General features: G+C 64.7%; 20 protein-coding genes and 1 tRNA gene. 8 read left to right on the plus strand and 13 right to left on the minus strand.

What is annotated here, in order from left to right; all coding sequences use genetic code 11:
- The first annotated feature begins 54 nt into the window (after positions 1–54).
- Entirely contained in the window at positions 55–609 is a 555-nt protein-coding gene (locus ACTJK4_RS20715; RefSeq protein WP_440077679.1) for a TetR/AcrR family transcriptional regulator, read from the plus strand.
- Positions 610–640: 31 nt separating this feature from the next.
- On the opposite strand, the gene ACTJK4_RS20720 is transcribed toward ACTJK4_RS20715, so the two are convergent.
- The gene (locus tag ACTJK4_RS20720) at positions 641–1,546 is read right to left on the minus strand and encodes a LysR family transcriptional regulator (protein WP_414561470.1); all 906 of its coding nucleotides are present in this window, start codon (positions 1,544–1,546) and stop codon (positions 641–643) included.
- 118 nt (positions 1,547–1,664) lie between these two features.
- Here ACTJK4_RS20720 and ACTJK4_RS20725 point away from each other — a divergent pair, with 118 nt between their 5' ends.
- On the plus strand, positions 1,665–2,255 hold the full coding sequence (locus tag ACTJK4_RS20725; protein ID WP_440818831.1) for a flavodoxin family protein: 591 nt from the start codon (positions 1,665–1,667) through the stop codon (positions 2,253–2,255).
- 472 nt (positions 2,256–2,727) lie between these two features.
- Here ACTJK4_RS20725 and ACTJK4_RS20730 read toward each other — a convergent pair whose 3' ends face one another.
- The gene (locus ACTJK4_RS20730; RefSeq protein WP_440818832.1) at positions 2,728–5,115 is read right to left on the minus strand and encodes a PAS domain S-box protein; all 2,388 of its coding nucleotides are present in this window, start codon (positions 5,113–5,115) and stop codon (positions 2,728–2,730) included.
- A 265-nt stretch (positions 5,116–5,380) separates the two neighbouring features.
- On the opposite strand from ACTJK4_RS20730, the gene ACTJK4_RS20735 reads away from it, so the two are divergent.
- Positions 5,381–6,502: an ATP-binding protein gene (locus ACTJK4_RS20735; RefSeq protein WP_440475773.1), complete on the plus strand. Its 1,122-nt coding sequence runs from the start codon at positions 5,381–5,383 to the stop codon at positions 6,500–6,502.
- A 95-nt stretch (positions 6,503–6,597) separates the two neighbouring features.
- On the opposite strand, the gene mctP is transcribed toward ACTJK4_RS20735, so the two are convergent.
- From mctP to ACTJK4_RS20750, 3 genes are all read right to left on the minus strand, one after another.
- Positions 6,598–8,106, minus strand: coding sequence for a monocarboxylate uptake permease MctP (gene mctP, locus ACTJK4_RS20740; protein WP_440078081.1), 1,509 nt, complete (start codon positions 8,104–8,106; stop codon positions 6,598–6,600).
- Entirely contained in the window at positions 8,106–8,285 is a 180-nt protein-coding gene (locus ACTJK4_RS20745) for a DUF3311 domain-containing protein (RefSeq protein ID WP_024978098.1), read from the minus strand. Before ACTJK4_RS20745 ends, mctP begins: the two co-directional genes overlap by 1 nt.
- 1,062 nt (positions 8,286–9,347) lie before the next feature.
- Positions 9,348–10,724 carry an MFS transporter gene (locus ACTJK4_RS20750; protein WP_440818833.1) on the minus strand — a complete coding sequence of 459 codons (1,377 nt, stop codon included), beginning with the start codon at positions 10,722–10,724 and terminating at the stop codon, positions 9,348–9,350.
- Between the two features lie 134 nt (positions 10,725–10,858).
- On the opposite strand from ACTJK4_RS20750, the gene ACTJK4_RS20755 reads away from it, so the two are divergent.
- Positions 10,859–11,584: an ArsR/SmtB family transcription factor gene (locus tag ACTJK4_RS20755; protein WP_316869297.1), complete on the plus strand. Its 726-nt coding sequence runs from the start codon at positions 10,859–10,861 to the stop codon at positions 11,582–11,584.
- A gap of 13 nt (positions 11,585–11,597) precedes the next feature.
- On the opposite strand, the gene blaOXA is transcribed toward ACTJK4_RS20755, so the two are convergent.
- Positions 11,598–12,425: an OXA-22 family class D beta-lactamase gene (gene blaOXA, locus ACTJK4_RS20760; protein WP_440077685.1), complete on the minus strand. Its 828-nt coding sequence runs from the start codon at positions 12,423–12,425 to the stop codon at positions 11,598–11,600.
- A 179-nt stretch (positions 12,426–12,604) separates the two neighbouring features.
- Between blaOXA and ACTJK4_RS20765 the strand changes: the two genes are divergently transcribed.
- Positions 12,605–12,689, plus strand: a tRNA-Leu gene (locus ACTJK4_RS20765).
- Positions 12,690–12,887: 198 nt separating this feature from the next.
- Here the strand turns inward: ACTJK4_RS20765 and ACTJK4_RS20770 are convergent.
- From ACTJK4_RS20770 to pip, 4 genes are all read right to left on the minus strand, one after another.
- Entirely contained in the window at positions 12,888–14,036 is a 1,149-nt protein-coding gene (locus ACTJK4_RS20770) for a DSD1 family PLP-dependent enzyme (RefSeq protein ID WP_440475775.1), read from the minus strand.
- Between the two features lie 11 nt (positions 14,037–14,047).
- Positions 14,048–14,716 (minus strand): HAD-IA family hydrolase, encoded by a 669-nt coding sequence (locus tag ACTJK4_RS20775; protein ID WP_440077687.1) that lies wholly within the window; start codon positions 14,714–14,716, stop codon positions 14,048–14,050.
- Positions 14,717–14,810: 94 nt separating this feature from the next.
- Entirely contained in the window at positions 14,811–15,716 is a 906-nt protein-coding gene (locus ACTJK4_RS20780) for a LysR family transcriptional regulator (RefSeq protein ID WP_414561461.1), read from the minus strand.
- Between the two features lie 3 nt (positions 15,717–15,719).
- The gene (gene pip, locus ACTJK4_RS20785) at positions 15,720–16,673 is read right to left on the minus strand and encodes a prolyl aminopeptidase (protein WP_440818834.1); all 954 of its coding nucleotides are present in this window, start codon (positions 16,671–16,673) and stop codon (positions 15,720–15,722) included.
- Between the two features lie 120 nt (positions 16,674–16,793).
- On the opposite strand from pip, the gene ACTJK4_RS20790 reads away from it, so the two are divergent.
- The 3 genes from ACTJK4_RS20790 to ACTJK4_RS20800 all read left to right on the plus strand — a co-directional run bounded on the left by ACTJK4_RS20790 (position 16,794) and on the right by ACTJK4_RS20800 (position 20,221).
- Entirely contained in the window at positions 16,794–17,423 is a 630-nt protein-coding gene (locus ACTJK4_RS20790) for a TetR/AcrR family transcriptional regulator (RefSeq protein ID WP_322018198.1), read from the plus strand.
- Positions 17,423–19,951, plus strand: a complete 2,529-nt coding sequence (locus ACTJK4_RS20795) for a PEP/pyruvate-binding domain-containing protein (RefSeq protein WP_440818835.1) — start codon at positions 17,423–17,425, stop codon at positions 19,949–19,951. The genes ACTJK4_RS20790 and ACTJK4_RS20795 overlap by 1 nt, the downstream gene beginning before the upstream one ends.
- Before the next feature lie 123 nt (positions 19,952–20,074).
- Positions 20,075–20,221 carry a hypothetical protein gene (locus ACTJK4_RS20800; RefSeq protein WP_252694076.1) on the plus strand — a complete coding sequence of 49 codons (147 nt, stop codon included), beginning with the start codon at positions 20,075–20,077 and terminating at the stop codon, positions 20,219–20,221.
- Between the two features lie 66 nt (positions 20,222–20,287).
- Here ACTJK4_RS20800 and ACTJK4_RS20805 read toward each other — a convergent pair whose 3' ends face one another.
- The 3 genes from ACTJK4_RS20805 to ACTJK4_RS20815 all read right to left on the minus strand — a co-directional run bounded on the left by ACTJK4_RS20805 (position 20,288) and on the right by ACTJK4_RS20815 (position 24,940).
- The gene (locus ACTJK4_RS20805) at positions 20,288–20,974 is read right to left on the minus strand and encodes a Fe2+-dependent dioxygenase (RefSeq protein ID WP_027679602.1); all 687 of its coding nucleotides are present in this window, start codon (positions 20,972–20,974) and stop codon (positions 20,288–20,290) included.
- A 48-nt stretch (positions 20,975–21,022) separates the two neighbouring features.
- Positions 21,023–23,251 carry a TonB-dependent receptor gene (locus ACTJK4_RS20810; RefSeq protein WP_440077691.1) on the minus strand — a complete coding sequence of 743 codons (2,229 nt, stop codon included), beginning with the start codon at positions 23,249–23,251 and terminating at the stop codon, positions 21,023–21,025.
- Positions 23,252–23,536: 285 nt separating this feature from the next.
- Positions 23,537–24,940: a ClcB-like voltage-gated chloride channel protein gene (locus ACTJK4_RS20815; RefSeq protein WP_232038800.1), complete on the minus strand. Its 1,404-nt coding sequence runs from the start codon at positions 24,938–24,940 to the stop codon at positions 23,537–23,539.
- Between the last annotated feature and the right edge of the window lie 3 nt (positions 24,941–24,943).

Genomic DNA, 24,943 nt, shown 5'->3' on the forward strand with positions numbered 1-24,943 from the left:
CCGGAACAGTGCTCCGTATAATTGGAGCGGTGCTCCGCTTTGTCAAGGAAAACCATGCGCGCCGACGCAAAGAAGAACTACGCCCAGCTGCTTTCCACTGCCCGCGACGTCTTTATGGAACAGGGCGCCGAGGCCTCTTTACGTGATATCGCCCGCCGGGCCGAGGTCGGGCTGGGCACGCTGTACCGCCATTTCCCCACGCGCGAAGCCCTGCTCGAGGCATTGCTGCGCGCAAGCTTCGAGGCCCTGGCGGACAGGGCCAAGCAACTCGAAACGTCGGCAGCTTCGGATCAGGCCTTGCTGGCCTGGCTGCAGGAAATCGTCGCCTTTACGCACGAACATCGCGGCATCCTCGGGCCGATGATGGGCGCCATCGAAGATCCCGACTCCGCGCTGCATGCTTCGTGCGTCACCCTGCGCAGTGCCGGTGCGGCACTTCTTGCCCGTGCGCAGGCCGACGGAAAAGCGCGGCCCGATCTGGACGGCGCCGAGCTGTTCGACCTGATCGCCGCGCTCGCCTGGCTGCGGGAGCAGCCTTCGCACGCCCCGCGCACCGACCGGATTTTCAGCATCATTGCCGGCGCGATTCTGATGAATCGAGCGGGATAACCTGACTGGCAGCGCAGCGGCGCGCCAACGCTCAATCCAGATAGGGCTTCAACAGCCCTTCGATCCACGCCATGAAGACCCGGACGCGCGGCGAGAGGTTGCGCCGATGCGCCACCACAAACGACGCAGGCAGCGGCTCAGGGCGCAGGTCTGGCAGCACCTCAACCAGCGCACCGCTCTCGAGATGGGGCGCGAGCGCGGTGTAGCCCGCCTGGATCAATCCAATGCCCGCCAACCCGGCCGCGTGATACGTCTGCACGCTGTTGACCTGCATGGCGGCGGGCAGCGGAAGCCACGCATAACCATCGCCATCGGGGTATTGCCACCCCGCGTGCCTGGCGCCGAGCGTGAGCGTGTAATGCACCATCTGATGCCCCTGGCGGACCAAGTCTTCCAGCGTATGCGGGACGCCATACCGCGCCAGATAGGCAGGGCTTGCCGCATTGGTCATGCGCAGCTTGCCCAGCGGCCGCGCAATCATCGTTTCATCGGTAATCGGCCCGAAACGGATCACGCAGTCGAAGCCTTCCTGGACAAGATCGACGCGCCGGTCTGTGCTGGAAAGCTCCAGTTGCAGCTCCGGGTGCGCCGCCATCAATTGCGGCAGCGCAGGCACCACGACACTGCGTGCCAACTCGGTCGGCAGATCGACGCGCAACCGCCCGCGTACCGGCCCGCCATTCGCCAGGAACATCGATTGCAATTCCTGCGCTTCGGCCAGCAGGTCGCGGGCACGTGCATAGAATTCACGGCCGTCTTCGGTCAGCTGCACACTCCGCGTGGTCCGGTGCAGGAGCGCGACACCCACATCCTGCTCGAGCGTGCGGATCACTGTTGACACACGTCCCTTCTGGATGCCGAGGCTTTCCGCCGCGCGCGTAAAGCTCGTCATTTCGGCCACACGGGCAAAGATCAACAGCGCGTCGAGGTTTTGCATTGTTCATCCGGCGAAGAACAGAACGTTCAAATCGGCGTCGTTTATCACGCCGTCACAGCTCAGTAGAGTGGCCTCCCATGTCGTCCGCAGCGGACCACGTTCACGATAGGAAGCCACCATGACTGAAACCACCACCCCAGCAAAAACGGCCGTCGTCTATCACTCCGGCTACGGGCACACTGCCCGCATGGCAAGCGCTGTTGCCGAAGGCGCCGGCGCAGCCCTCGTCGCCATCGACGCCGAGGGCAATATTCCCGAAGACGCCTGGGCCACGCTCGCAGCAGCGGACGCCATCCTGTTCGGCTCGCCGACCTACATGGGCGGGCCGAGCTGGCAATTCAAGAAGTTTGCAGACGCTTCGTCGAAGCCCTGGTTTGAAGGCGCGTGGCAGAACAAGGTCTTCGGCGGCTTTACCAACAGCGCCAGCATCAATGGCGACAAGCTCAACACGCTCGAATACTTCGTTCTGCTCACGGGGCAGCATGGCGGCCTCTGGGTCAGCATGGATATCAAGCCTGCGAACGTAAAGACCTCCAAGCGCGACGACCTGAACCGCATGGGATCGTACATCGCGCCGATGGCGCAGACGCCCGCCGATGCATCGCCGGAAGAAATGTCGCCAGGAGATCTTGAAACCGCACGTCGCTATGGCGCACGGGTGGCGATGGTTGCGGCGCAGCTTCGCGCGGGGCGGGCGCAGGTGCGTTGAATTGATCGAAGCGGACCTGCCGCCAATGACGCGCTCCGGGCCAGTCAGCGAGCGGTGTGGCCCAGGCTACAGGGAAGTTGGTATGGAACCCACGCCCAGACACTCAAGCTCCACCCTCAGACACGCAAGCACCAAGCTCCGAGCCCCACGCTCGACCCTCAAACACTCGATCTCGACCCTCGGAGCGTCGCGCATCACCGTCAGACACTCGCGCGCCGCAGTCTACCCCTCACGCCCGGCTCTTCGAGCTTCAAATTTTCGACCTCGGAGAGCCGCGATCCAGCCTCAAACAGTCGATCGCCACGGTTTGACGCTCGCGGTCGACAGTTTGACCCTCGCGCACGACTCTCGGAGGTCGAAAATTTCGAGCGAAAACTGCGGCGTTCCACAGTCTGAGTGCCGTGCGTGGGCCTCCGACTGTGGAAGACGGGTCTCCGAGGGCCGAACGCCGCCCTCAAACCCCGGTGCTCGGCTATGTATCGGTGGCGGACCGCTCTCGCGCCATCATCGATTGCAGTGCGTGCTGCAACTGATCGAGCGTGTAAGGCTTGCGTAGCGCAGTCCACCTGAACGCAAAGCGGTCGTGGTTGGGAATCGGGTTGCCGGAGGCGAAGACGACGCGGAGTTCCGGATGCAGTGTGGACGCGCGCTGTGCGAGTTCAATGCCGGACATGTCGGGCATGACCACGTCTGTGAACAACACGTCGAAAGACCCCGACTTCAGCGCGGCCAGCGCCTGCGCGCCGCTGGCCGCCTGCTGGGGTGTGATCCCGATCAGCATCAGCAGCTCGCACACCGCGCCACGCAAGGAAGCGTCGTCTTCCACCACAAGGACGCGCAGGCGCGCAGGCTCCCATACCGCGCCCGTGTCGAGCTTGGGCTGCGCGATTTCCTCATCGCGTCGCGTTGCCTCCACTGCATCGTTTCCGAGCACGTGGCGAAGCTTGAATGCAAGCTGCTGGCGGCTGTACGGCTTGCTCAGCAGCTCGACGCCCGGATCGAGCCGCCCGCCATGCACGATGGCGTTCTGCGTGTAGCCGGAGGTATAGAGCACCTTCAGCGCGGGCAGTGCCTGCACGGCTCTCCGCACCATTTCCGTACTGCGCAGGGCGCCGGGCATGACCACATCGGTGAAGAGCAGGTCGATATGCACGCCGCTCTCGATCACGGCCAGTGCCTGCTCCGCATTGTTGGCCTTGAGCACGGCATAGCCGAGGCCGCTCAGCAGATCGACCACGGTCTCGCGAACCTTTGCGTCGTCTTCCACGACGAGGATCGTCTCGTTGCCGTGCTTGAGCGCTCCGGCTTTGACGCGTGCGGGCTCAACCGCCATATCGGTGGAACGGGGCAGATAGATGCGCACCGTCGTGCCCTCACCGACCTCGCTGTAGAGCCGGATATGGCCGCCGCTCTGTTTGACGAAACCGTAGGCCATGCTCAACCCCAGCCCCGTGCCCTCACCCTCGGGCTTGGTGCTGAAGAACGGGTCGAAGGCCTGCTCCATGACGTCGGGGGCCATGCCGGTGCCGGTATCCGTCACCGCCAGCATGACGTACTGCCCGGCCTGCACATCGGGCAGCGCGACCACGTAGTCGTCATCCAGCGTGGCATTCGAGAGTTCAAGCGTGAGCTTGCCGCCGTCCGGCATCGCATCACGCGCGTTGATGGCCAGGTTCAGGATGACGTTCTCGAACTGATGCGGATCGACCGCAACATTCCACAGTCCGCCCGCGACCACTGATTCGATCTCGATCGCCTCGCCCAGCGCCCGCCGCAGCAGATCGTCCATGGCGCGCAGTTGGCGCGCGGGGTTGATCACGACGGGCGCAAGCGGTTGCTGACGGCCGAAGGCAAGCAGTTGGGCGGCCAGCTTCGCACCGCGGTCGACGGCATCGATGGCGTTAGTCAGCCGCTCAGCGCTCCAGCCATCCCGGCCATGGCGGCTTTCGAGCAGTTCGAGGTTGCCCCGCAGCACCTGCAGAACGTTGTTGAAATCGTGGGCAACGCCGCCCGTGAGCTTGCCCAGGGCCTCCACCTTCTGGGCCTGGAACAGCGCCCTTTGCGTTTGCTCCAGTTGCTCACTCGCGCGCCGCCGCTCCGTGATGTCGCGCGTGACCTTTGCGAACCCGACCAATTGGCCGTCTTCGTAGATGGCATCGATGATGACGTGCGCGAAGAAGCGGCTCCCATCGCTGCGCACGCGCCAGCCTTCAGCTTCAAATCGCCCTTCGCGCCGGGCCGTTTCCAGGCCACGGAACGGCACACCGGCCGCAACGTCCTCGGGGGTATAGAACAGCGAAAAGTGCGAACCGATGATCTCGTCTTCGGTATAGCCCTTGATGCGCCGCGCGCCCGCATTCCAGCTCGTAATGTGCCCGTCGGGCGACAGCATGAAGATGGCGTAGTCCGTCACACCCTGAACCAGCAGCCGGAAATTCCGCTCGCTATTGAGCACGGCGTCGTGGGCGGCCTTCTTCTCGCTCATATCGCTGATCACGGTGCCGAACCCGATCAGCGCGTTGTTGCTGTCGCGCAGTGCCGTCATGGCAACGTTCGCCCAGAAGGGCGTGCCGTCCTTGCGGATGTGCCATCCCTCCGCGACATACCGCCCTGACTCTGCGGCGGCACGCAGCGCGGCCTGCGGCGCACCCGAGGCTCGGCTCTCTGGCGGATACAAAAGGGCGAGCGGCTGGCCAATAATCTCGTCCGGCCGATAGCCCTGCATCCGTTCGCCGCCAGGGTTCCACGTGGCGACCACGCCAGGGCGCGACAGGGCAAAGACGGAGAACTCAGAGGTGGATTCGGCCCACAACCGCAGCCACGCAAAACCGGATTCAGCAGACAAGGGGTCGTGGTTCATAGGATTGGCAGATCAGTCCCGATTCCGCAGGGTGTCGGGCGCGCTTAGCAATTAGTGGACCGCGCCCGCATCTTTACCGAAACCAGCGCAATGGGCGACTGAAACGCCACTCCTTCACACCGGTATGGCTGGCAAGAGGAACGCCGTTTGCATACCTTGTAGCCAAAAGCGCAGCATGGGCCGTTCCCGCAAACGCTCGGGATGACAGCGGCGCGGCGCACGAGACGGCTTTCCACCATGGCTTTCGCCACCATCAAGGAAACCCATGAACCTATCCGACTTTATCGAGGCAAACCTGGCGGGCCTCATCGAGGACTGGACGGGCTACGCGCGCAAGCTCAACGGTGGCCGCCCTCGTCTGTCTGAACAGCAGCTGCGCAACTCGGCGCGCGACCTTCTCCTGCGGATTGCTGCCGATATGCGCGAGGGGCAGACGTCTGCACAACAACACGCCAAATCGTGGGGCGACCGTGCGCCGTCCGATTCGGGCTTCAATGAAGCCGCCCACGAGCATGCAGACGATCGTCTCTCGCATGGCTTCGACATCAACGATCTGGTGGCGGAATACCGCGCGTTGCGCGCCAGCGTGCTCCGCCGGTGGCAGCAGGACCCGCAGGCTCCCGCGCTGGCGCTGCAAGAGATGATCCGGTTCAACGAAGCCATCGACCAGATGCTTGCCGAATCGGTGCGCCAGCATGCCCAGCAAACCGAGCGCATGCGCGACCTGTTTGCCGGGGTGCTAGCGCATGACCTGCGTTCCCCGCTCGGCGCGATCCTGGCTTCGGCAGAAACGCTGCTGCACGACGATGGCCTGTCTTCGCGCAGCGTGCGGGCGGTCGCGTTCATCCAGCGCGGGGCGATGCGCGTGCAACAGATGACCGACGATCTGCTTGTCTTCACACGCACACGCCTGGGCGACTTCCTGCCCGCGGCTTTCAGCACCCAGGACATGGGGCGACTGTGCAGCGATGCCATCGACGAGGTATGTGCGTCGTACCCCGACGCGCAGATCGACCTGCGCCTGGCCGGCGAACTGCGTGGCAAGTGGGACGGCAGCCGGATCGGCCAGTTGCTGGTCAATCTATTGACCAACGCGGTGCGCTATGGGTCGGGGCGGGTCGCCGTTGAAGCGGCCGGGCGCGATGGGCAGATGACGATTGCCGTTTCAAACGAGGGGAACCCCATCCCGCCCGCCGCATTCCCAACCCTGTTCGATCCGCTCACCCGCGCGACGCAACCCGACCAGAGGGGAAGCGCTGCCGGGATTGGGCTTGGCCTGTATATCTGCCGCTGCATCGTGCAGGCACATCGCGGCACGATCGATGTGCAATCGTCGGAACACGGCACGACGTTCACGGTGCGGATTCCTCTTTTGGTGTCCGCTTGAACCTCCCGGCTGCGCGGCGTGCCGGTCGCCCAAAGAAAAAGCCGGCACCCTGAGGTACCGGCCCTTTCTCGTGCTTCTGCGAGTTGCAGCGTCGATCAGCCTGCCTGACGCAGCGCGGCCGTTTCCTGCCCGCGCTTGCCCATCAGCAACTGCACCACCACCGCAACGATGATGTTGAAGGCCAGTGCTGCCAGGCCCGTGTAGATGGTGTACTTGTCACCGCCGATCACGAAGGTGTGCACAGGCTTGATGCCATCGGAGAACGCCAGCCAGCTGCCGGCGATCATGCCCGCCGCCCAGCCGGCCAGCAGCGCCGGTGCGCGGAAGCGGTTCGAGATGTTGAACAGCCCGAACACCACCGACGGGAAGGTCTGCACGATCCACACGCCACCGAGCAGCTGCAGATCCAGCGCGAACTTGGTCGGCAGGAACAGGATGAACACCAGCGCGCCCGCCTTGACGATCAGCGAGATCACCTTGGCCACCTTTTCTTCACCCGCGTGCGACAGGTCCGGAGCCACGTAAGGCTTCCAGAAATTGCGCGTGAAGAGGTTGGCGGCACCAATCGACATGACTGCCGCCGGCACCAGCGCACCGATGGCGATGGCCGAGAACGCGAAGCCCGTGAACCAGCTCGGGAACAGCGCGTTGAACAGCGCGGGCACGACGTCGTTGTTGTTGGTGACCTTGATGCCTGCCGAGTAGGCCATGAAGCCCAGCAGCGCAATCAGGCCCAGCAGCACCGTATAGGCCGGCAGGAAGACAGCGTTCTTGCGGATGGTATCTGCACTGCGCGCGGCAAAGATGCCCGTGAGCGTGTGCGGATACATGAACGCCGCCAGCGCCGAGCCAATCGCCAGCGTGGCGAACGGCAGGAACTGCGCAGGCTTGAGCGTCAGGCCCGTGGCGCCACCCTTCAAGGCAAACGCATCATGCGCGGTGGCAAACACGGCACCGTAGCCGCCCAGCTTGGCCGGCACCAGCACCACCGCCACCAGCACCACGATGTAGATCATGATGTCTTTGACGAAGGCGATGAGCGCAGGCGCGCGCAGGCCGGCGGAGTACGTGTACAGCGCCAGGATGACGAAGGCGGCCGCCAGCGGCAGCTCACCCGTCAAGCCCAGGGCCTTGATCACGACTTCCATGCCGATGAGCTGCAGGGCGATGTAGGGCATCGTCGCCACCACGCCCGTCAGCGCCACCGCAAACTCCAGCGGCCGCGAGCCGTAGCGGCCGTACACGGCATCGGCCGCCGTGACGTGGCCCTTGGCATGCGCCACCTTCCACAGCTTGGGCATGATCAGGAAGACGATCGGGTACACCAGGATCGTGTACGGCAGCGCGAAGAAGCCATACGCACCCACCGCATACACGAGTGCCGGCACGGCGATCACGGTGTAGGCGGTGTAGAAATCGCCGCCCACCAGGAACCACGTGATCCAGGTGCCAAAGTTGCGGCCGCCCAGGCCCCACTCTTCAATGTGGGCACCCTTGTCGGAGTTGCCACGCTGCCAGCGCGAGGCGATGAAACCCATCACCGTGACCAGCGCGAAGAAAAAGATGAAGACCGCCAGCGCAGTCCAGTTGATTTGTCCGTCCATCATTCTTCTCCTTTGCTCTGACCGTTCTTGAAGACGATCCAGATCAGCAGCGAGGTGATCGGCACCCAGAGGAACTGGTACCAGTAGAAGAACGGAAAGCCGAAGAGCGCCGGCATTTCCTGGTTGTAGAACGGCACCCACAGCAGGCCGATGAAAGGCAGTGCGAGCAAGAACTTCATGGGTTGTCTCCTAGTTCGGGGACTTCGGATGTTGTTTTGAACAGGTGAGGCGCCACGCCCGATGCGTGACCAGACGGATGTCTGACGGATTGCTTTCCGCCTTTGTAGTTATCCGGCGCACTGTGATCGAGCGCCTTCTGGAAAACCATCCGCACCTGTACGCAGCAGCCACACGTAGTACTACGTAGTAAGCGTAGGCTTTTCGCATGAAATAACCAATCGCTAAGGTGGGCGCGGGTTTCCTAGGGTTTTCACGAATTCCTGTCATGACAGACAACTGCAAAACGCGTGAACAAAACTCGCAAGCGACCACGGTGCCGCATGGCGCCAAGCACCGAGGGAAACCGCAGGGGCTGGCCCTTGTTTGTTGTGATGCAGCATAAGCCCTGGCGCGCCCAGGGTTTCTGCAGCGTGCCGCACTGATTCGTTGCTGCCGGCTTACCCGTTCCAGCGCATGCCGAGCTTGCCGTCGTCGCCGCGCAGGCGCTCGTGCGAGTGCTTCCAGCTGAAACCCTCGGTGCTGGACGAACACACAGAACCCCGAATTCCTGACGGCTGACGCGCCCCGAAATTCGATCAATGCAAATGCCTGCCCATGCAGTGGTGTGCGTACCGACGGCGACTGGCGGCCAACATACCCGGCCGAAGCGACAATTCAATTCGGAAAGAATTGAATTCACTCGTCAATTCATTTCAATCCAATAACGTCTGTTTCATTTGGCATTTTTTAGATTCCTCTTTTATTGAAAGGTACCGCCATTGGATTTTCCATTTCAAAAAGAAATCGTTTGCCATCCACCCGCAAATGGCGCAGCCATCAGGAGAAACCCGCACATGCATGGATATTCAAGCGCCCGTTTCTTTAGAGCAAACCCTCAAAAACGTGTGGTGTTTTGAATTTGTTTTCAATCTGATTGAAGAAATACTTGTAAGGTAGTTCTATCGTACGAATTCAGATCCCACTTTGCCCGGCAATCCCCTCGCTGGGCATTTTTTTGGCCGCGCGTCAGATGGCCTTGCCTGCGCCAATCTGCCGTAAAAGCGGGGGACATTGCAGAACCCTCAGCGGCGATCAGTGCCATGCCGCCACGCCACCGCAGCGCACGCAAGCTGTACCGCGCCACCGCACAACATGGCCACGCGCAACCCCGATGCGCCGCTGCCGCACACGGCATATACCGCGCCCAGGATCGCCACGCCCAACGTCGCCCCTGTCATGCGCGCCACGTTGACGAGCGCCGATGCCGTGCCGGAACGCTCCGGCCCCACGGCGCCTACTGCCGCGCCCATCAGCGGCCCGGTGGCAAAGCCCATGCCGAGCCCCGTGAGTGCCAGCCCGACGGCTGCCGGCACCACCGATGCCGCGCCGGCACATACCCCCAACGTGAGCAGCCCCAGCGCGATGATGCCCACCCCGCCCGCCGTGGCCAGCCGCACGCCATGGCGGCGCGCCACCGTGCCCGACATGGGCGACACCGCCATGAAGACCAGCGCCATCGGCATCAGCGCAAGGCCCGCGCCAATGACGTTGAAGCGGCCGGTGCTCTGCCACATGAGCGGCAGCAGGAAGAGCGCACCGTACATGCCGAACGTCATGCCGGCCGTGGCGACGATGGCGCCGCGGAACGCGCGCACGCGAAAAAGATCCAGTGGCACCAGCGCCTCGCTGCCGTGGCGTGCCTCTACGCGGATGAACCACGCCAGCGCGACGAGCGCCACGGCCAGCACAGCCGCCGCCACAGCAGGCGCGTGATGCGCCTCGATAGCAGCAAAGGCCAGCCCACCCAGCGTGATCGCGCCTAACAACTGGGCCAGCGCATCGAAACGACGATGCGCGGCGTCGGACGATTCCGGCACCACACGCACGGCCAGCACCATGATGGCCACGCTGGCCGGCACCACCACCCAGAACACGGCGCGCCAGCCGAAGTGCGTGACCAGCACGCCGCCGGCCGTCGGCCCGATCGCCATGGCCAGGCCGTTGCATGCTGCCCAGACACCCAGCGCATGCGCACGTTCGCCTGCGTCGCGCCACACCACCCGCAAGATCGCCAGCGATGCCGGCAGCAACAGCGACGCCCCCACCCCCGCCATGGCACGCGCGCCGATCAGCCACCCGATCGACGGCGCCAGCGCGCACAGCACCGATGCCACCGAGAACACCGCCGCACCCGACACAAACGCCCGCCGCCGGCCGTACAGGTCCGCCAGCAGGCCACCACTGAGCAGCAGCGCGGCATAGGCGAGGTTGTAGGCGTCGATCACCCACTGCAGCGGGCCGACCTGTGCGTGGAAGAACTGGCCTATCGGGAGCACCGCCAGGTTGACGACGGCGGTGTCGATCTGTGCGACCAGCACGGCCATCGACAGCACGCACAGCACCACGCGTTTATGTGTCGTGGTGTCGGCATGCGCTTGTTGCATCGTGATTCCATCCATCTGGGAGCCTCTGGCTTTTGCTTTAGCAAGCGATGGCCCCAGCGTAGTGCCGGCACCCTGGGCAACGCTTCGATGCGTGTCGAAGCATCGCGGCGCGCGGCTCCCTAGAATGGCCACATGACGAGGAGCCCGACATGTCGCATCCGAACAGTTTTTCCGGCACGGCCTTCCTGATCGCCGACCCGGCACGGGCAGCCATGCTGACGGCGTTGCTCGATGGGCGCGCGCTGCCTGCTGGGGAGCTGGCGCATGCTGCGGGCGTCACCGCACAGACGGCCAGCACGCACCTGGCCAAGTTGCTCGACGGTGGCTTGGTGGTGGTGGAAACCGAGGGACGGCACAAGTACTTTCGGCTGGCCGGGGCACATGTGGCACAAGCGCTGGAGCACCTTGCCGCCATCACGCCCGCCGCGGCCGTGCGACGCACCACACCCAGCCCGAAAGCGCGCGAACTGGGCTTCTGCCGCTGCTGCTATGACCACCTTGCGGGCCAGGTGGGCGTGGCTGTCACGCACGCGCTGCAATCACGCGGCTATCTGCTGCCGATGCCAGATAAGCAATACGAGATCACGCCCGCTGGCATTACCTGGTTTGGCGATGTGGGACTCGATGTGCGTGCCATTCGCCCCACGCGGCGCGGTCTGGCGCGGCAATGCCTGGACTGGACGGAGCGCACGCATCACCTGGCGGGTCCGCTGGGGGTGCAGTTCCTGCGGCGCCTGTGCGATGCCGGTTGGATGCTGCGCGCACGGGATTCACGCGCGGTGCTGGTCACGCCCAAGGGCTGGCAGGAATTGCATCAGCGCCTGGGCGTGGATGAGACGACGGTGCGCAGCGAAGCCGCGCACCGTCATGCATGAATGACGTCGTTGGTCAGTGCCCGGCGAAGGCCAGCACTTCCGGCAGGCGGGCAAGCAGCGCATCGCGCGAGCGGATGCCGCCCGAGGTCGGTTCAACCTTGTCGTCCTGGATCAGGTTGGCAAACACATACGTCTTGTCACCCTTCTTGGCCCAGCCGACAAACCAGCCGTAAGCGTGCGCCTGGTCCCACGTGCCGTCGGGCGACGTATTGCCCGGCGCCGGGCCGGCGGTGCCCGTCTTACCCTGCACCGCCCAGCCGCCCGGCACCTGCCAGGTCTGCACGGTACGGTCGACCATCTCGTAGGTGCGCGCAGATACCGGCAACTGCCGGTTGACGATCCGGCGCATGAAGTCGACCTGCTCCTCCGGGGATATCTTCAGCGACGAGGTGATCCACGAGCGGTCCATGCCGTTGTTCTTGCCTGGGTCGCCGCTCACGTCCATGTTGCCGTAGCCGAGCTTGCGCACGTACGCCTGGAAGGTTTGCGCGCCCATCGCATGCGTAATGCGCTGCGAATACCAGACCACCGAATATTTGAGCCACAGCGCCGGGTCGATGGGCTGGTGCCAGGCTTCGCCGCCCCAGTCGGGGTCGCCGCCCTTGAAGTGCTCGACGGGGGTGTGTTCGTCCTTGAGGAAGCCGTGGTCAAACCCCATGACGGCCAGCGCCAGCTTGAAGGTGGAAGCGGGGGTCACGCGCTCGTCGCACTTGCCTTCGTGCAAGACGGCCTTGCCCGTGGCGGCATCGGCCACGATCGTGCAGATCGGGTGCTCGGCGTGGGCAAAGGTGGCAAGCGCGGCCAGCAGGGCGCCGGTGGCGGCGTGGCGGAGTTTCATCATCAATCAACCTCATGTTGGGGGGAATGCAAATAGCTGCGTGGCAGCGTAGCAGCGAGGTTGCCGTCCTGCGGACCGCCACACGCGTAACGGCTGTAACGCCGGCGCGCCGGTGGAATAGCCGATCAGAAAAGAGGGGCTTGCAAATTTTTTGGCGGTCGGTAAAATGCGCCGCTCACCTAGCCCAGGTGGCGGAATTGGTAGACGCACTAGTTTCAGGTACTAGCGGGTAACTCCGTGGAGGTTCGAGTCCTCTCCTGGGCACCAAACACAGTCCCAAGCAGTTCAGGGGCGACCAAAAACCCGCGTGGCGATGAGCCTCGCGGGTTTTTTGTTGTCCGGACGGGTTCGGCATGCCGAGGCTTGTGCTCCGCAGCGATGCAGCGACGAGGCACCGCCGGCCACCCGCTCTGTTCGCGTCAAGCCTGCTCCTGCGCGGTTTCATGCTGGGCGCGGCCGCACCACTCACCACCCGTGGAACCGCCCCCACGTCTGCACCATGCCCCGCGACGACACCGCCTGGTACTCCGGGAACTGGGCCCCCGTGGCGCACGCATGGTTCGGCAGTACACGCAGCTTCGTGCCGACCGGAAAGCGCGCCACCAGGTCGTCTTGTACCGAGCCATCGCTCGCTGCCAGAATGCCGTGCTCCTGGTTTGCGCCAATCAGCATGAGCCCGTCGAGCGGCGTGCCATCGAGCGTGCACGGCTGGCCATAGCCAAAGTCTTGCGACTGCTTGGCCGTGCCGCGGTCACGGCTCATCGCCATCCATCCGGCATCCACAATCACCCAGCCCTTGTCGGGCTGATGGCCAATCACCGTGGTCAGCACGCTCAGTGCAATTTCGTCCAGCGCGCACACGCCCACGTTGTGCATGACCAGATCGAAGAATACGTAGACGCCCGCGCGCACTTCCGTCACGCCTTCGAGGTGCTCGGTGGCCAACGCGGTGGGCGTGGAGCCCACGCTCACCGCCGCGCACGGCACCCCGGCTTCGCGCAGGCGCTGCGCGGCGCGCACGCAACCGGCACGCTCCTGCTCAGCCAATGCGGCCAGCCCGGCGCGGTCGCTCAGATCGTAGCTGGAGCCGGCGTGCGTCATCACGCCGCCCACGTCGATGCCGCCGTCTTTCAGGATGCGGCCGACTTCCAGCAGCGCATCTTGCTCGGGCGTGATACCGGAGCGGTGGCCATCGGTGTCAACTTCGATCCACACTTCACAGCGCTCACCGTGCGCGCGGGCGTGGTCGACCACAGCGTGGGCGGCCTCTGCGTTGTCGACCACGAGCTTGAGATCGCAGCCCCGCTTGCGCAGCGCCATCGCGCGCGGCAGCTTGGTGGCGACAATGCCGACCGCGTAGAGGATGTCTCTGATGCCCGCGGCAAAGAAGGCTTCGGCCTCCTTCAACGTGGATACGGTAATGCCCTGCGCGCCGGCCGCCACCTGTGCGCGCACCACGTCTAGGCACTTGGTGGTCTTCACGTGCGGGCGGAATTTCACGCCCAGCGCGTTCATGCGGTGCTGCATGCGGGCGATGTTGTGCTGCATGCGCGGCAGGTCAATCAGCGCAGCCGGCGTGTCGAGGGTTTCAAGCGTGTGCGTGTCGGCGGTCATGGTTTGCATCCTCATGCGGCAAAACGGCGGGCCCAGGGCAGCAGATCTTCGAGCGTGGGCGAGGTGATCTCAGGCAACTGGGCGCCCTCCACCGGCGCCAGGCCGATGCGGTTGTGCCAGTACGTGCGCAGACCGACGGCCGCCGTGCCGAACATGTCGTAGCTGGAGCCCGCAACAAATGCCGCGTCAGCCGCATCCACGCCAAGTTGTTCAAGCGCCATGCGATAGGGCTTCGGATCGGGCTTGTACACGCCAGCCTGCTCGGCCGTGACAACGACATCCCAGGAAACAGGCAACAGCGCGGCGGCTTGCCGGCCCAGTCGTTCCGAGCAGTTGGTGACAACGGCCAGCTTGCAGTGCGGCTGCAGCTGGGCCAGCGCTTGCGCTGCGCCGCTCCACGGTGCGAGATGCAACCAGTTGGCTTCCAGTGCTTCCGGGGCGGAAGCCGGCAAGCCAGCGTTCTGCGCGGCCTGCCGCACCATCGCTTCATACGGAACGTACGCGCCACAGCCGTACGTCAGCCGTAGATACTCGGCGCGCCACGTGCGGCCTGCCTGCTCGGAGCCCGCAGCACGGTTCCACAACGACCACGAATCGAGTAGCGCGGTCAGCAGATCGAACAGGATGGCCTTGGGATAGCGGGCGTCGGGAGAAACCGTGGAAGCGTTCACGCTTGTCACCTGCAAATCGGTGGAGATCGATGCCACCGATTGTAGGTACCGCGCAGCGGCTTTCGGTGAAGCCAGGTTGAATCAACGATTCAGTGACGCTGCATCATGCGCGCCACGGCGGCTGCGGCTTGAAGCGGTTCTGCAGCGCCTGCATGAAGTGACGCGTACGTTGCGGCAACCCCGCGCGGTTGTGCGTGAGCGCGATCACGTTGGCATCCGGCGCCTTCCAGCTGGGCAGCAATCGCACGAGGCGGCCCGCACGCAGATCATCGGCGACATCCCATTCGGAGCGCAGGATCACGCCGCGCCCTTCGCACGCCCACTGGCGGATGACATCGCCGTCGTTGCAGATGAGTTGCCTCGGCACGCGCACGCTGCGGCTCGTGCGGCCCTTGCTGAAGTGCCAGAGCGACACGTCTTCCTTGTTCTCGCGCAGCACGATGCAAGGCAGCGCGGCAAGGTCATCGGGCGTTTCGGGCAAACCGAAGCGCTTCACAAATGCGGGCGACGCGCAGACAAAGCGTGCGTTCGGTGCAATCGCATGGCCGACCAGGTTCGACACCTGCAGCGCGCCAATATGCACCACCACGTCAAACCGGTCCGCCGCTTCGATAAGGGGTGCATCGGACAGCGCCAGTTCGATGTCGACATCAGGGTGCTGCTGCTGGAAATCGGCAATGACAGGCGCCACGTAACGTCGCCCAAACCCTAGCGGCGCATTCACCTTGAGCGTACCGACCAAGCCGCCCCGGCGCGTGTGCAAATCCTCTGACAATGCGTCGAGCTGGCGAATCAGCTCTGCGCCGCGCTCGCACAGCAGCGCGCCCTCTTGCGTAAAGCGCAGGCTGCGTGCGGTGCGATCGACCAGCCGTGTGCCCAGCTTCTTCTCCAGTTGCTGCAGGCGTTGCGACACGGCTGAGGGCGTCACATCCAACGCGCGCGCCGTCGCCACCAGGCTGCCGTTGTCCTGGATGGCCAGCAGGAAGCGCAGGTCGGCGGAATCCGTCATGGGTTACTTGCCGGCAAAGCGATCCGTTGCGGCCAGCAGCTGATCGAGGATGCCGGGTTCGGACCACGCATGGCCGGCACCTTCGATCAGGTGGAAGTCTGAATCGGGCCACGCCTGATGCAATGCATACGCATAGCGCGCGGGGCACGGCATGTCGTAGCGGCCATGCACGATCACGCCGGGAATGCCCGCCAGCTTGTGCGCCTCGCGCAGCAACTGGCCCTCTTCCAGCCAGCACTGATGCGTGAAGTAGTGATTCTCCAGCCGCGCGAAGGCCAGGGCGAAATGGTCGTCGGCGTGCTTGGCGCTGTTGCTCGGGTCGGGCAGTAGCGTAATGGTCTCGCCCTCCCATACGCTCCAGGCGCGGGCGGCTTCGATCTGCCTGGCGGTGTCGTTGCCGGTGAGCACCTTGCGATAGGCGGCGATCATGTCGCCGCGCTCGGCCTCGGGAATGGGCGCCTGAAAGCGGGCCCATTTCTCGGGGAACATCTCCGATACGCCGTACTGGTAGTACCAGCGCAGCTCGGCCTGCGTGACGGTGTAGATGCCACGCAGCACAAGTTCGCTCACGTGCTGCGGATACTTCTGCGCGTAAACGAGTGCCAACGTCGAACCCCACGAGCCGCCAAAGACAAGCCAGCGCTCGGCGCCGGCAATGGCGCGCAGGCGTTCGATATCGGCCACGAGATGCCACGTGGTGTTGGCCTCCAGCCCCGCGTGCGGCGTCGACCGCCCGCAGCCGCGCTGGTCGAACAGCATCACGTCGTAGCGTGCGGGATCGAACACGCGGCGATGATCAACCGAAACGCCGCCACCCGGCCCCCCATGCAGGAACACCGCAGGCTTGGCACCGGGCGTGCCAACGCGCTCGTAGTAAACCGTGTGGCCATCGCCCACGTCGAGCATGCCGGTTGCATAGGGCTCGATGGGCGGATATAGCGTGCGCAGTGCAGTCATGGTCGGTCCTGTCAAAAGGTTGCCGGAAGAATGGGCTGATTCTACAGAGGGGCTCTCGCTTGCACATATTTTTGAACGACGTATAAAATTGCACATCGTTTAAACAATGGTGTGCCCATCATGTCGTCCAACCCGATCCCCATTGAAGCCGGCCGCCGCGAGCGCAAGCGCAACCAGACGCTGGACCACCTGGCGGCCACCGCCTTCTCCCTGTTCGAGCAGCACGGTTACGACGCGGTGACGATGGAGCAGATTGCAGCGCAGGCCGATGTGTCCAAGGGCACGCTGTACAACCACTTTCCGGTCAAGGAAGCCCTGTTGGCGCACCAGTTCCACGCCGAACTGGCGGCAGGCGGCACGCAACTGCGCGCGCAGATCGAGGGACAGCCGGATTTCGCCTCCCGCCTGGCGGTGCTGCTTTCCGCCTCGGCCGATTGGTGCAACGTGCGCCGGCCCTATCTGGCCGCGTATTTCCGCTACCGCTTTGCCAGCGCCGACCTGGCCGCCCGCAACCGCGACAGCGACAAGCGCAGCGGGCTGGAAGCGGTGTTCATGGCGCTCATCGACGCGGCGCAGCGCTCGGGCGAGCTCGACACCCGATTCGATGCCGAGCAGCTCGCGGGGCTGTTCGAGTATTTGTATCTCGGCGCGCTCATGCGCTGGCTGGCACGTCCCGAGACAGACCTGCACGCGGGTTTCTCCGCCGTCATCGACCTGTTCCTGCACGGCATGGCCCGCAAGGAGGCTTGATGAACCCGCTCGTGCTCGATTGGCCGGCTGCAGCGGCGGCTGGTGCCGCTGTGGCGGGCGGCAAGGGCTGGCAGCTTGGCCGGATGTCAAAACTCGGCGTGCCGGTGCCCGATGGTTTCGTGCTGGCCGCGGACGCCACCCTCCGGCGGAATCACGGAGAGGCGGTGCCCGATACGGTGCTGGCTGCCATCGCGCAAGCGCTGGCCGCGCGCGGCTGGCAAAACACGCCGCTGGCTGTGCGCTCTTCCGCGCCGCAGGAGGATTCCGCGCGACGCTCGTTCGCGGGCATTCACGAGACGCGACTGAACGTGATGGGCATGCAGGGGCTGGCGGACGCGGTGCGCGCAGTGTGGGACTCGGCGCATGCACCGCAAGCGCTGGCATACCGCGAGCGCTTTGGCATCGACACGACAGACCTGGCGATGGCCGTGGTCATCATGCCGATGCTGCCGGCACTGGCCGCAGGCATCGCGTTTACGTGTGACCCGCTGACGGGCCGCGACGACCACATCGTCGTCAACGCGCACTGGGGCCTGGGCGAAGCGCTGGTGGGCGGCCATGCCGATGGCGACGTCGACCGGCTGGAAGTTGCGCCGCAAGACGACACGCTGCATGTGGTCGAACGCCGGATCGGCACGAAGCACCGCATGACGCGGGCGCTGTCCGAAGGCGGCACCGCACTCGCAGACACCGCGACTGCAGACGCCCGCCGCGCCGTGCTGGACGACGCGCAGCTCATCGCCTTGGCCACGGTCGCGCGCGACACGGCCCGTGCGCTCGACTTTGCCCAGCCCCGCTATGACATCGAATGGGTCTGGGACGGGCAACGCTTCTGGATCGTGCAGGCGCGCCCGATCACCACGGCCGCCCGCCAGACTTACGCTGCGCTCCAAACTCAGCCGACGTTCTGGACGCGCGGCAACACGCGCGAGGTGTTTCCCGCGCCGCTGTCGCCCATCGACTGGACGCTCTATGGTCACGCGGCCAACCGGATGCTGATGCTGGCGTACTCGCTGGCAGGCTACGCACTGCTGCCAGGGCTGGCGCGCGCCAGGCTGTTTGGTGGCCGCGTGTATCTGGATGTCTCGTTGATGCAGTGGGAGGCCTTTGACGCGTTCGGCATTGCACCAGAGGCCATCAACCGCATGCTGGGCGGCACGCAGCCCGAGATTGCGCTGCCGCGCGCCACATGGCCGCAACGGCTGGCGCGTGGCGCGCGGCTTGTGCGTTATCTGTGCAGCGCCGGCGCCGCGCGCCGCCATGCACAAAGCGATCTGAACCGCGCCCGCAAGCAAGCTGCGCAATGGCGTGAAGACGCGTGGCCGGAATCGACCGCAGAGCTGGCCACCTGCCTGCGCGAACGCTTCAACATCGCGCGCCGCGCAGACGGCCTGTTCTTCCTGCAAGGCTCGGCGGGCGGCTCCGTTTCGGGCCTGGTCGACGTGATCGAAAAACAGTGCCCTGATGAGGGCCACGCCCTGGCCGCCGCGCTCATGGCCGGCGCTGAACCCAGTGTGACTGCGCAGCAAAGCTACGAACTGATGGCCCTGGCGCAAACGGCCGCCGCCGATGCCGAGGCGCTCGCCTGGCTTCGCGCCCACCACCGCATCGGCACGCAATGGGCGCTGCAACTACCGGCGCACAGCCCGTTCCGCCAGCACTTCAGTACGTTTCTGGAGCGCTACGGGCACCGCGCCATTGAAGAGAGCTACTTCCGCCGCCCGCGCTGGCGCGAGCAACCCGACTATGTGCTCGACCTCGTCGTCGGGCTGATCGGCAGCGACGCGAATGCCGTGCGGCAACGGCAGCTGGCTGCCTCCAAGCGTGCGTGGGCGCGCCTGCCGTTCTGGCTGCGCCCGATTGTGCGGGGGATGCTCAAGGGTGCCGTGCGCGATAGCAACCAGCGCGAAGCCGCGCGCAGCGCGCTGGTGGCGTATCTGGACGCGCTGCGCATCGGTCTGTTGAAACTGGCTGACAGGCTTGTCGGCGAAGAAGGACTCGATACGCCCGAAGACATTTTCAACCTGACGTTGGACGAATGCGTTGCCGCGGGCACCGGCGCGCTGCCTGTGCGCTTCGCCGCCCAGCGCGCGCGTGAACGCCGCCAGCAATTGGACGATTGGGCCGCCGCGCAGGAGCCGGACATCCTCACCGAACATGGCGAGGCGCGGGTCGGGACCAGCGCGCCAATCGCCCTCACAGGCGATGCGTGGAGCGGCACCGCCGTAGGCGCAGGCTCGGCACGGGGGCAGGCTCGGCTCGTCGATCACGCGGCTGCCGGCACCGCGCTGCAAACGGGCGATATCCTGGTCGCCCCCAGCACCGACCCCGCCTGGACGCCGCTTTTCCTGAAGGCCGGCGGGCTCGTCATGGAAACCGGCGGCTACCTCTCGCACGGCGCCATCGTGGCGCGGGAGTTCGGGATTCCGGCGGTGGTGAACCTGCCCGGCATCCGGGCACAGTTGGAAGACGGCGAGACGATCTGCGTGGACGGCAATGCCGGCACGGTCAGCAGAGTGGCCGATTAGGCACGCATATGTGGCGATGAGGCGACACTGGCAAATGCGATTTGCTGCGCCGCAATATTCGGACTAACATTCGGGTATTCCCTACTAGGGTTATCCCTAAATCAGTCCTCAGAAGGAATCGCCATGAACACCGTCGCTCTCAAAGCCGCCCCCGCCTCGCGCCTCGCCCGTTTCTGGCAAATCGTGCGCCGTGAAGCCAGCCGCGCCGTCGCGCTGCACGTGGAAAGCTGCGGCATGATGGCCGAGCTGTATCGCCGTTCGGGCCACTAAGCCGAAGCGCACAGTTCGTGCGAATACTGCGCCGCTCCATCTCGGGTGCGGCGCTGCAGACGCTGATCAGGTCTCGCTCCACTGCCGCATCAGGTTGTGATACACGCCGATGAGCGTGCGGCGCGCGGTGGCATCCGCGTCGGTCTGGTTGAGCGTCTGGATGGCGTTGTCCAGGTCGAACAGCATGGCGCGCTGCGCGTCATCGCGAATCAGGCTCTGGATCCAGAAGAAGCTCGCTACGCGCACCCCGCGCGTGATGGGCGTCACCTGATGCAGGCTCGTTGCCGGATAGATGACCAAGTCGCCGGCATTGAGCTTGACGCTGTGCATGCCGTACGTGTCTTCAATCTGCAGTTCGCCCCCGTCATAGCTGGCGGGGTCTGACAGAAACAGCGTGGCCGAAATGTCGGTGCGCAGCTTTGTGCCGTTGTGCGGGTGGATGCGCACGCTGCCATCGACATGCGCGCCGAAGGTCATGCCCTCGCCGTAGCGGTTGAACATGGGCGGGTACACCACGTTCGGCAACGCCGCGCTGATGAAGCGCGGGTGCCGCTCCAGCACGCTCAGGATGAGCTGCTGGCACTGCAGGGCCACTTCTGCGCCCTCATCAATCTGCTGGTTGACCTTGACTGGCGCCCCCGAATATCCGGCCGACACGCGGCCATCGACCCAGGCATCGCCCGCGTTATCGAGCAGATCGCGCAGCGCAGCCACCTGCGCGGCGTTGAAAACGTTCGGAATGCAGACAAGCATGGCGCTCGAAAGAAACGGGGATGCAGCCGGGGGCCCATCCCCCAGCCATTACATCCGATACACCACCGAGAGCATCGCCGCACGGCCGGTGCCCGGCACGGCGCGACCGCCATCGGACGGAATCAGCGCATCGTAATACGTCTTGTTGAACACGTTGAACAGGTTCAGCCGCACGTCGTATTTCGGCTGATGGTAGGCCAGCATTGCGTCCCAACGCACGAAGCCGCCCGTCTGCACGGTGTTGGTGTTGTTGGCATACCGCTGGGACATGTAGAACGCGCCCGCACCCACTTCCCAGTTCGGTACAAAGGCGTAGCTCGTCCACACTGTGGCCGAATGCTTGGGCGTGTTGGCCGGCGTCATGCCCTGCGTGCCCGCGGCAATGCCATTGACGATCTGCGCATCCAGATACGTATAGCCCGCGAAGATCTGCAGCTTGTCGGTGACATGGCCCGTGGCACCCAGGCGCGCACCGCGCACGCGGATCTTGCCGGCCGACGTGTACGTCGTGCTGTCGATCTGCGTGCGGGCATTGTCCTTGGTGATCTGGAACAGCGCCGAGCTGACCGACAGATCGCCGTTGAGCAGATCCCACTTGCCACCGGCTTCATACGACTTGTTCTTCTCCGGGTCCAACCCCTGCTGGCCCGTGGTGCCCACGAGTTGTTCCAATGACGGGTTGAACGACGTGCCGTACGACACGTAGTACGACTGCCAGTCCGTCGGCTGCCAGATGCCGCCCAGGCGCGTGCTGACAAAGTTCACGGTCTGCTGCGCATACGGCAGCGCGGTGATCTTGGCCGACGCCGGCGTGTTCGCCGAATTCAGCGAGTTCGAAATGCTCGCCACATAGCGGTCGTAGCGCAGGCCGGCCACCGCCTTCCACTGCTTGGTGAATTCGATCGAATCGTTGAAGTACGCAGCCACCGTGTTGGCCGAGCCGCCCTGCAGGTTGCCCAGGCTCGACGGCGTGCTGGCCGGCGACGTGGTGTAGCTCGGGCTGACCAGTGGCTCGCACGAGACGAAGCCGCTTGTCATGCTCGACTGCGCCAGCGGCGTGCCGTTGCACGAGCCGTTGCGGTAATAGTTTTGGTTGTCGTAACCGTCGTGGCCGAACTCGGTGCCGACCAGCAGCGTGTGCTTGACCGAACCCGTATCGAACTTGGCTGTCAGCTCGGTCTGGTTGAACAGCGAATAGTCACGGATGCGGCGGTCATGGCTTTGCAGACGCACCGACAGCGCCGAGAGCGGCAGATTGCTGTTGGTCAATGCCGTGAACACGCCTGACGAATTGACCGTACCCACCGCGTTGGGCGCCGTCTCGCGCGCATCGGTCTGTACGTAATTGAACTGCGTCTGATTGCGCAGCCGCAGGTTGGGCGAGAACTTGTGATCGATATTGGCCGAGAACGACGCCACGTCCTGTGTAGTGCGGTCATCGGTGTAGCCGTAGTACGTCTTGGGGCTGACGTTGACCGGGTGGCCGTTGAGGTTGGGCAGGCCGTAATCGGGCATGTCGCGGTTGTGCTGCAGCAGCGCGGACAGCGTCACCTCGGTTGGCGTGCCGATGCCGAAACGCCACGACGGCGCGATGCCGAAATCCTGCGCGGTCATTTCGTCGCGCGTGCTCGTCTTGCCGTTCTGCGCCATCGCGGCGATGCGGAAGGCGGAGGTATCGGACGTCGGCGTGTTGACGTCGGCGGTGGCGCGCACGAGGCCGTTGGTCGTGACCGAACCGGTGATTTCCGTGGCCGCCTTCAGCTTCGGCTTCTTCGTCACCTGGTTGATGACGCCGCCCGTTGAACCGCGGCCAAACAGCATCGACGATGGGCCCATCAGCACTTCCACCGAATCGAGGGCGAACAGGTCGCGGTAGTACTGGCCGCGATCACGGAAGCCATCAAGGTAGATGTCGGTACGCGCCGAGAACCCGTTCAGGTTGATGTTGTTGCCGATCTGCCCGCCTTCGGCCGCACCGATGGTGATGCCCGGCACGTTGCGTAGCGCATCGGCCAGCGAGCTGCCGCCTTGCGCATCGGTCAGCGCCTTGGGCACGACCGTCACCGATTGCGGCACATCGCGCAGGTTCTCGGGCAGCTTCGAGATGGAGCTTTTGGCGGCGTTGTAGTCGTCGCGCGGGGCGGCGCCCTTTACAACGGCTTCCGGCAACGTGGCGGTGGCGGGTGCCTGCGCAAGCGTGGCCTGCTGGGCAAGTGCGACGGTGGGGGTGGCAAACAGGGCCAACAGGGCGCTGGCGACGGGCGTGCGGCGGTTCATTGCGTGGTTTCTCCGGCGGCGCTCTTCTATTGAGTGCCAGCCGCTCCGGAACGCCCTCCTGCGCCCGTGCCGCCGTGCACGAGAGCGCACTACGAATTGCGGACGCAAATATAAATGATAACGATTCGCAACAGCAACAAAATGTCGCAAAAACTCCTGAAAGTTCCCGGAAACGCACAATTCAAAGAGGCTTATAGAGCGCTTTTCCTTGGATTTAGCTGACTTGGCAAGCTTGCCCTCAAGGAATATCTGTGGTCAGGCGCCTCCCAAACCAGCAAAGCGTACCTATTTCTGCGTGCTCGGTGACGGCGATGGAAGGTGCTGCGCATCGTCGCCGGCATCTGCACGGTTGCGCGCCAGCGCACGCGCATACACCGACGGCGCACCGGCTGCATGTGCCGTCACATAGCCGGTAATACACGCCAACATGAGTGGCAGCACCACCTGATACGACAGCGTCATCTCGAAGATCATCAGGATCGACATGAGCGGCGCATGGGTGGTGGCTGCCAGCAGCGCACCCATACCGACCACCGCGTAGCTGACCGGCACCGGCGCAGCACCCGGCAGCAGCGCGTGCATGCCCGTGCCGTACAGCAAACCGAGCGCAGCGCCACAGAACAGCGTGGGTGTGAACACGCCACCCACGGCGCCAGAGCCCGCGCTCGACGCCGTCGCCACCACCTTGCAGATCAGCACCAGCGCCACCGTCTGCCAGAGCCACGGCTCGTGCAGAAAGCTATTGACCACGCTGTAGCCGTTGCCCCAGACCTCGGGCACGCCCGTGGACAGCGCACCGACAATCAACCCGCCGGCCGCCAATCGCAGCGTGAGCGGCAGCTTGGTCTGTGCAAACGCATCACGCGCGCGGTCGATCAGCCCCAGCAGCAGCGGCCCCACCATCCCCGCCGCCAAACCAAGGCCCAGATACGTCAGCACTTCCCAGCCGGAGACGAAATCGAAGTGCGGCATCTCGTAGACCGCCCCGTACCCGAAGAACTGGCGCACCACGATATCGGCGGTGACAGCCGCCACCAGCAGCGGCCCGAGCGTTGCCGTGGTGATGACGCCGAACACGATTTCACAGACAAACACGGCGCCCGAGATGGGCGCGTTGTAGGCAGAGGTGATGCCAGCGGCCGCACCGCAGGCGACCAGCAGACGCAGTTGCTCGACCGGCACCGGCGTCCAGCGCCGCAGTACCCGGCCGACCAGCGAGCCGCACATTGCTGCCAGTTGCACCATCGGCCCTTCGCGCCCGATCGACGCGCCGCTGGCCACGGAGCACAACGACGACGCACTGCGCACCAGGCTCTGGCGCGCGCTGAGCACGCCATGGCCCACGGCAATGGCTTCCATATAGTCTTCCGAGCCTTTTCGGGGGATCCACTTCAGGCCCACCTGCAAGGTGATGCCTGCCAGCAGTCCACCTACCGTCGGCACCAACAGACGCGCCCACCATGGCAGCGCGCGTGCCGTGGCCACCAAACCCTGGTCCGTACCGGAAAGCCACCATTGCAGATGGCGCAGGCACTCGCGAAACAGGATCGTCGACAAGGCGCCTGCGCAGCCGATCACCCCGGCGATCACGAACACCAGATGCTCGCGACCGAACGGCAGCCGGGCAGTCGCGCGCCGCCACCATGGCTGGCGCGGCACTTCAGATTGAGGCGGCGGCGTGTCGGTCATGTC

It is taken from the genome of Ralstonia sp. 22111, assembly GCF_052045895.1.
Lineage (GTDB): Bacteria > Pseudomonadota > Gammaproteobacteria > Burkholderiales > Burkholderiaceae > Ralstonia > Ralstonia wenshanensis.